The following is a 5,743-nucleotide window of genomic DNA, read 5'->3' as shown; positions in this document are numbered from 1 at the left end:
GGCTTGGAGCGGGCTCGGGTGGTGAGCTCCCACATGCGGACAGGCCGATCGCACTGGCCGCGGATATCGAAATTCCAAGTAGTTGGCGCCGGCCTAGGGACGCTGGTATCCGGTCCGTCATGGCCACATCCTTCTCGCTTCGCGTTGACGTGGCCAACAGTTCGAGCGAAAAGTCTAGTCTTCGGCTAACCGTGGGATCAGTCCGCCGGCCAACACATCTTTGACTTGCCGCGGCGAAAGACGGTGCCGCACAGTGAAGGACGAATCCTTGGTGACGTTATCGACCTGCAGCGTGTCCTTGTCTGCCAATGCGTCGCGAAGACCGGCGATGTGCAGCGTGTCGTCCTGATCGATGGACTCGTAGTCGTCGGGGTCGTCGAACTCGAGCGCCAACACGCCGAAGTTGGCCAGGTTCTGCCAGTGGATGCGGGCGAACGACTTGGCGATGACGACCCGTAGACCGAGGTAACGGGGTGCGATCGCGGCGTGCTCACGTGACGAGCCCTGACCGTAGTTCTCGCCCCCGACGATGATGTGGCCGTCGTCGCCGGCCTCCTGCGCCCGCTCGGGATACGACTCGTCGATCTGGGTGAAGCTGAACATCGCGAGCTTGGGAATGTTGGAGCGAAGTGGCAGCGCCCGTGCGCCGGCCGGTGAGATCTCGTCGGTGGAAATGTTGTCGCCGACCTTGAGCAGCACCGGCACCTCGATTTCGTCGGGCAGCGGCGAGAGCTCCGGCAGGTCGGAAACGTTGGGGCCCTTCACTGGCTCTACCTTTTGTGCCTCCTTGGCGTCCAGCGGAGCCACCAGCATCGCGGTATTGACCGACGACTGCTGCGGGATGTCGAGTTTGGGATAGTTCATTTTCTCTTTGCGCGCCCACTCGCGGGGATCGGTGATCACACCCGTCAACGCCGAAGCTGCGGCGGTTTCCGGCGAGCACAACCACACCGAATCCTCTTTGGTGCCGGAGCGGCCGGGGAAATTGCGCGGCATGGTGCGCAGCGAGTTGCGACCGGTAGCCGGCGCCTGGCCCATGCCGATGCATCCCATACATCCGGCTTGATGAATTCGCGCCCCGCCGACCACCAGATCGGTCACCGCGCCCATCTTCATCAGATCCGCCAAAATTTCCCGCGACGTCGGGTTGATGTCGAAGCTGACGCCCGCACAGGTCTGCCGACCCGCGACCATCGCGGCGGCGATCGCGAAATCGCGAAGTCCCGGATTGGCGCTCGACCCGATGACCGCCTGCGCGATCTCCTCTCCGGCGACTTCGGAGACCGGCACGACATTGCCAGGCGACGACGGCTTGGCGATCAGCGGCTCGATCTTGGAGAGGTCGATGGACTCGTCGGCGTCGTAGTCGGCGTCGTCGTCAGCGACCAATTCCACCCAGTCGTCCTCGCGGTCTTCCGAGCGCAGGAAGTCACGGACCGCGTCGTCGCTCGGGAAAACCGTTGTGGTGGCGCCAAGTTCGGCTCCCATGTTGGCGATGACGTGGCGATCCATCGCGGTCAGGCTCGTCAGCCCCGGCCCGTAGTACTCGATGATCCGGTTCACCCCGCCCTTGACGTCGTGGCGGCGCAGCATCTCGAGAATGACGTCCTTGGCCGAACACCATTCCGGCAGTTCGCCTTCCAGTCGTACACCCCACACCTCGGGCATGCGGATGTTTAGCGGCCGGCCGGAGATGGCCAGCGCGACTTCCAGACCACCCACGCCGATCGCCAGCATGCCCAGCGAGCCCGCCGCCGGGGTGTGCGAATCCGAGCCGACCATCGTCTTACCGGGAATCCCGAAACGCTGCATGTGCGTTGGATGCGAGACCCCGTTACCGGGCTTGGAGAACCACAGACCGAATCGCTGGGCTGCGGTGCGCAGGTATTCGTGATCCTCGGCGTTCTTCTCGTCGGTCTGCAACAGGTTGTGGTCCACGTACTGCACGCTCACCTCGGTGCGGGCGCGATCGAGGCCAAGGGCCTCCAGCTCCTGCATCACCAGTGTGCCGGTCGCGTCTTGGGTCAGCGTCTGATCGATGCGTATCGCGATCTCCTGCCCCGGTGTCATCTCGCCGGATTCCAGATGCGATTCGATCAGCTTGCGGGCGACATTGAGAGGCATAGAACCGACGTACCCCAAAAGGTCAGCAGCCATGCGTTAGGTGCGCGCGGCAATACCTACGTGGTGATCTTCGCCTGTTCGTCGATGGTGATCGTCGCGGGTAGCGCCTGGCCGATCTGGTCTTCGAGGCAATCGGCGTTGAGCCGCATCACGTAGAGGGCGTTGCCGGACGCGATTACAACTGTTTTCTGCGCGACCGCTTTTGTTTGACCATCGTCGACCCAGGTGCCGCCCAACTGGTACGCGGGAAATCCGGCCAGGGTAGCGGTAGCGCCGTCGCCCATGGGCTTGAACCCGGATAGGTTTTTCAGTTCACCCGGGGCGAGATCCAGAATTTTCTGCTGGTCTACGTTGCCGGTGAGTTTGGATACCGTCGCCACGATGCTGGGTGTGTATTTGGCGGCCTCCGGGCCGTTGTCGACGATGGCCCAGTACGCCGTGGTCGGGGTGTCACGCCCGGCATCGGCCCAGCCGTCGGGGATTGGCAGGTCAATGGTCGGCGCGCCGGGATCACCGCGGTGGACCGGAGTCTCGGTGATGCCGTTCTGTTGGCTATAGCTGGCGATTGTGGGGTTAGGACCCGGGGCGGTGGTGCGTGGCGCCACTTTGGACTGCGGTTTGCCGGTGGAAGTTGTGGTTGTTTTGCCGGTGGCTGTTGCGGTCGAGTTCTTGCTCGACGCATTGTTGCTGTCGGGTTTGGAACCACATCCGACTAAACCGATGCCCAAAGCCAAAATGGCGATCGCCGCGCCCTTGATTGCTACCGTCCGCTTCATGAATAGCTCCTGTCGATTCAGACGGCACGGTTGCGCGAATCTGTCGGCGCGTCGTAGCCCAATTTAGGCAGTCTAACCAGGCCATTTCGATATTCGAATTTGTGCCGATCCGGCGTTTTTATACCGCGCGAGCGCTGCCGAGGTCATAGCGTTCGGGCACAGGGCGGGCACCCCTTCAGTGCCCAGCGTCGAATTCGATGGGCAGCGTTGTCGGTCCGGTGATTCCGACTAGTGGCTTCCAGGGGGCGGGGCCGCTGCGGTGTGGGTTGGGCATGCGGCGCGTGATGACGGTCAGCGCTTGGGCGAGTTCGGCTCGGGCGAGGTGCGCCCCGAGGCAATAATGAATGCCGCCACCGAAGGTAATCGTGGTCGCCGGAGCCTCGCGGGTGATGTCGAGGCGGTCGGGTTCGTCGTAGACGCAGGGGTCGCGGTTGGCGGCGGCGGTGTTGATGATCACCAGTGTGCCGGCCGGGATCCGCACGCCGCCGAGTTCGACGTCTTCGACCGCTTTGCGCATGGTGGCGAAAACGACCGGGTTATGGCGTATGAGCTCCTCGACTGCCTGTGGTGCGAGCGCTGGCTGCTCAGCCAAAAGCGCCCACTGCTCGGGGTAGTCGCACAAATCCTGCACGGCGGCAGCCAACTGATTGCGGGTGGTGTCGGTACCTGCCATCAGCAGGCCTTCCGCGAGCATGCGTAGCTCGTCGACGCTGAGTCGGTCACCGTCGTGTTCGGCGCGGATCAGCTCAGAGATCAGGTCATCGGTGAGGTTGTGGCGCCGCTGGGCGACCATGTCGTCGATGTAGGCGTCGAGTTCGTCGAAGGCCGCCATGATGACCGGAACGTCGTTGGCGACGTCCCAGCTCAAGGCCTTGAAGATGTCGTCGGCCCAGTCCGAGAACAGTTGCCAGTCTTGGCGCGGTGCGCCGAGCAACCCGCAGATGATCGGAATCGGATACTGGCGTGCGATGTCGGCGACCACGTCGCAGCGCCCCACGCTGGTTACCGGGTCGACCAACTCGGTGATGACTCCGGCGATGGTGCTCGTCAGCCGTGCGGTCGACCGAGGCGTGAACGCCTGGGAGACCAGTCGGCGCAGCCGATTGTGATCGGCGCCGTCCCGGCTCAATAGGCCCGTGGTGACCTTGTCCCACAGCCGCCCGGATGTAATGCCTTGCGCCGCAAGCGTGATCCCCTTCGGCATGCAGAATCGGGGGTCGCGCAACACAGTCCGCGCCAGCTCGTAGCTCAACACTTCGGGCCCGTGCGGCCCCTGCGCGATCGGGCCCTGCAGACGGGCCTGCCGGATGAGCCGGTGCGCCTCTTCGGGGTTTTCGGCGTGCTCATAGGCAAGAGGCGGCAGCCCGGCATCAAAGACGGCGGGGCTCGGATTGGTGCCGATGGCGTCGACGGTCATTATGGCCTCCTCGGATTCGACCAAGTCGACTATCCGAGGTCGCGAGAGTAAGACCATCGGTCAGAACGCGTAGATCTGCGCGGTCGGGGGTCGTATCTACGCCTTTGCGCTGATGTTTTGGCGTATACGGCCAGCGCATGCTGGCTAGCATGAGCGACATTGATCCACGTGCGGATGCGCCGCTGGTGGACTGGAGCGATCTTGGCGTGAGCGGGCTTTTGCCGACCGGCACGGTGACACTGCTGTTGGCTGACGTGGAGGGTTCAACGCGGCTGTGGGAGACCCAGCCCAACGAGATGACGGCGGGGTTCGCTCGGCTCGATCACGCGCTACCGGATCTGCTCGCCTCTTATGGCGGGGTGCGGCCGGTGGAACAGGGCGAAGGCGACAGCTTTGTGGTGGCGTTCGCGCGGGCTAGCGACGCGGTGGCGTGTGCACTCGATCTGCAGCGGGCGCCGTTGGCCCCGATCAACTTGCGGATCGGCGTGCACACCGGCGAGGTCCAGCTGCGCGACGAAGGCAATTACATCGGCCCGACCATCAACCGCACGGCGCGGCTACGCAACTTGGCCCATGGCGGCCAGACCGTGCTATCGGGCACGACCGAGGCGCTGGTGCTCGACGCCCTGCCTTCCGATGCGTGGCTGACCGACTTAGGCACCCACGAGCTGCGCGGTGTGCCCCGCCCCGAACGGGTCGTGCAACTGTGCCATCCCGATCTGCGCAACGAGTTCCCGCCGTTGCTTACGACGAAAACGGTTGCAGTTCATAATTTTCCGTCGCAGTTCACCAGCTTCGTGGGCCGCGGCTCACAGCTGGGCGAAGTCCGGAAGCTGCTGGACGACAACCGGCTTGTCACCCTCACCGGTGCCGGCGGGGTAGGCAAGACCCGCCTTGCTGTACGTGTTGCGAACCAGTTGGTCGACGAATACGCCGATCGTGTCTGGTATGTCGACCTTGCGCCGATCACCGACCCTGATGTGGTACCGGCCACGGCGGCCCGCGCACTGGGACTCCCTGATCAGCCGGGTCGATCGACGATGGATACCGTGCTGCGTTTTGTCCGCGACCGGCAGATGTTGGTGGTGCTGGACAACTGCGAGCATCTGCTGGACGCGTGTGCCGAGCTGATCGTTGCGCTGCTGGGCGAAGCTTCGAGGCTGACGCTGCTGACAACCAGTCGCGAGCCGATCGGTGTGGCCGGTGAGGTGACATGGCGGGTGCCGTCGTTATCGCTAGCTGACGAAGCAATTGAATTGTTCGCCGATCGCGCGCGTTTGGCGCAGACCGGTTTTACCGTCAACGACGACAATGCCGCGGTGGTCGCCGAGATCTGCCAGCGCCTTGACGGGATGCCACTGGCGATCGAGTTGGCGGCGGCGCGGGTGCGCGCCATGTCGTTGATCGAGATCCTCGACAGCCTGCA

At 63.9% G+C, this 5,743-nt stretch carries 4 protein-coding genes; 1 reads left to right on the top strand and 3 read right to left on the bottom strand.

All coding sequences use genetic code 11. The features are described from left to right. Positions 1-174: 174 nt before the first annotated feature. The 3 genes from WB785_RS02790 to WB785_RS02780 form a co-directional block, all read right to left on the bottom strand. A complete protein-coding gene (locus WB785_RS02790) occupies positions 175-2,124 on the bottom strand; it encodes an aconitate hydratase (protein WP_424077172.1) in 1,950 nt (649 codons plus the stop codon). 56 nt (positions 2,125-2,180) lie between these two features. Continuing rightward, the gene (locus WB785_RS02785) at positions 2,181-2,900 is read right to left on the bottom strand and encodes an LpqN/LpqT family lipoprotein (protein WP_424077171.1); all 720 of its coding nucleotides are present in this window, start codon (positions 2,898-2,900) and stop codon (positions 2,181-2,183) included. Between the two features lie 175 nt (positions 2,901-3,075). After that, positions 3,076-4,317 (bottom strand): cytochrome P450, encoded by a 1,242-nt coding sequence (locus WB785_RS02780; RefSeq protein WP_424077170.1) that lies wholly within the window; start codon positions 4,315-4,317, stop codon positions 3,076-3,078. A gap of 137 nt (positions 4,318-4,454) precedes the next feature. Here WB785_RS02780 and WB785_RS02775 point away from each other — a divergent pair. After that, positions 4,455-5,743: ATP-binding protein (locus WB785_RS02775; protein ID WP_424077169.1), on the top strand; the 1,289-nt coding region annotated here is incomplete at its 3' end.

It is taken from the genome of Mycobacterium sp., assembly GCF_049585075.1.
Lineage (GTDB): Bacteria > Actinomycetota > Actinomycetes > Mycobacteriales > Mycobacteriaceae > Mycobacterium.
This window is presented reverse-complemented; position numbering and strand designations above follow the sequence as displayed.